The sequence below is a fragment of the Saccharopolyspora sp. genome, from assembly GCF_017434145.1.
Classification (GTDB): domain Bacteria; phylum Actinomycetota; class Actinomycetes; order Mycobacteriales; family Pseudonocardiaceae; genus Saccharopolyspora_C; species Saccharopolyspora_C galaxeae.
Window position 1 is genome coordinate 1 of record NZ_JAFRFW010000870.1, and the last position, 1,936, is coordinate 1,936.

Annotated in this window: 2 protein-coding genes; one reads left to right on the plus strand and one right to left on the minus strand. The window is 70.5% G+C overall.

Annotation, left to right across the window (positions count from 1 at the left end; translation table 11 throughout):
* Positions 1-71: 71 nt before the first annotated feature.
* Positions 72-458: an SRPBCC family protein gene (locus IJH84_RS23590; protein ID WP_295149155.1), complete on the minus strand. Its 387-nt coding sequence runs from the start codon at positions 456-458 to the stop codon at positions 72-74.
* Positions 459-696: 238 nt separating this feature from the next.
* Here IJH84_RS23590 and IJH84_RS23595 point away from each other — a divergent pair, with 238 nt between their 5' ends.
* Positions 697-1,890 carry a CaiB/BaiF CoA-transferase family protein gene (locus IJH84_RS23595; RefSeq protein ID WP_295149158.1) on the plus strand — a complete coding sequence of 398 codons (1,194 nt, stop codon included), beginning with the start codon at positions 697-699 and terminating at the stop codon, positions 1,888-1,890.
* Positions 1,891-1,936 lie beyond the last annotated feature (46 nt).

A 1,936-nucleotide genomic window follows, 5' to 3' on the forward strand; every position in this document is an offset into this window, starting at 1 on the left:
GCATCGCCTCGGTGATCCCGTGCATTCCCTTGATGATCACAGCCCGGCGCGCCGCGCGGAAACCTCGCCGATCAGCACTGCTGCACCAGGTTTTGCAGCGCGCTGCGCGCGAACGGCATGTACGGCATGATCAAGAACGCCGGTCCGCGCGCGTTGAGCCAGGTCGTCGAGCCCTCTCCGGCCGCTTCCACACCGTGGTCCAGGTGCAACGTCAGCAGCCCGAAGCGCACGCTCCACGACCACTTCCGGTGCTGCTCGTCGACGTCGGTGACGGTGAAGTCCAGGCGCACCCCGCCGGCGGCGAACAGCCTGCCATCGGCGCCGGGCGCGATGCGGACCGCGTCGGTGTGGACCTCGGTGATCTGCGGTGCCCAGCCCGGCCAGCGGGAGGGATCGGCGTAGCGCTCCCACACCTCGTCCGGCGTCGCAGGGCCGGACGCTTCCGCGGTGGTCTCCATCGGCCCATCGTCGGCGACGGCGCGGGGCGCGGCTCGGCGGCTTCCGGCGAGCGCTTCCGGCCGGTTCCGCGAAAGACCTGGTCGGAGGTGCCGCGAAGCGCAGTGCGCGTCGTGCGCGGGACAGCCGGTCCGCCTGCGGTTCATCGCCGAGCGTATTGACTCCGCAGCTGACCCGCTCGTACCTTCATGCCGTCACAAGGTGGTCGTGCCGTAAAGCGGCACAGAACGGCGGGCGACGATGGTGTTGGCGCTGGAGAACCTGACGGTCCTGGACCTCACGCAGGTCATGGCCGGTCCCTACTGCTGCCAGTTGCTCGGCGACCTCGGCGCCGACGTGCTCAAGGTCGAGCCGATCGGCGCGGGCGACGCCACCCGTCAAGCCACCGGGCACCGGCTGCCGAACGGCGAGAGCGCGGCGTTCCTGGCGGTGAACCGGAACAAGCGCAGCATCGCGCTGGACCTCAAGAGCGACGCGGGCAGGCAGGCCTTCCACGATCTGGCCCGCGACGCCGACGTCGTGGTGGAGAGCCTCCGGCCGGGCGTGGCGGCGCGGCTCGGCGTGGACTACGAGACGCTGAGCGGGCTCAACGATCAGCTCGTCTACGCCTCCGTGTCCGGTTTCGGCCAGACCGGCCCGTACACGCAGCGCGCGGGCTACGACCTGATCGCGCAAGCCATGTCCGGGATCATGAGCGTCACCGGGGATCCGGACGGCCCGCCGGTGAAGGCCGGAGTGCCGGTCGCCGACCTGTCCGCCGGATTGTTCTGCGCGGTCGGAATCCTCAGCGCGTGCCTGTCCCGCGCGACGACCGGCCGCGGCCAAGCGGTGGACACTTCGCTCTACGACGCGGCACTGGCACTGTCCATTTGGGAGACATCGGAGCTTTGGGCCACCGGCGAGCCACCCGGCCGCCTCGGTTCCGCGCACCGCGTGAACGCGCCTTATCAGGCGCTTCCGGCTCGTGACGGCTACTTGACGATCGGCGCGAACAACGAGCGGCTGTGGCAGCGGTTGTGCAAGGTGCTGGGCCGCCTCGACCTGCTCGCCGACGAGCGGTTCACCACCAATACCGATCGCGTGCGCCGCCGCGACGAACTCGCCGGAGAACTCGGCCGCACGTTGCGCGAACGGGACCGGGACGAGTGGGTGCAGCTGCTGCTGGACGCGGGTGTGCCGGTCGGTCCGATTCGCGACTACGCCGAGTCCTGCGCCGATCCGCACACCGCGGCCCGCGAGATGGTCGTCGAGCTGGATCATCCGGCGGAGGGCCGGGTCCGCTCGCTCGGCGTCCCGGTGAAACTCACCGGCACACCGGCGGAAATGCGCCGCGTCGCGCCCGATCTGGGGCAGCACACCGACGAAGTTCTGCGATCGCTCGGCCGCACCGACGCCGAGATCGCCCGGATGCGCGCCGAAGGAGCCGCCGGATGACAGATCAGTTGCGCACCGAGTTCAACGGCCCTATCGCCACCGCCAC

Excerpts from the sequence above, each read along its gene's own strand:
- IJH84_RS23595 (WP_295149158.1), top strand. The coding sequence starts at position 697 with ATGGTGTTGGCGCTGGAGAACCTGACGGTCCTGGACCTCACGCAGGTC.
- IJH84_RS23590 (WP_295149155.1), bottom strand. The coding sequence starts at position 458 with ATGGAGACCACCGCGGAAGCGTCCGGCCCTGCGACGCCGGACGAGGTG.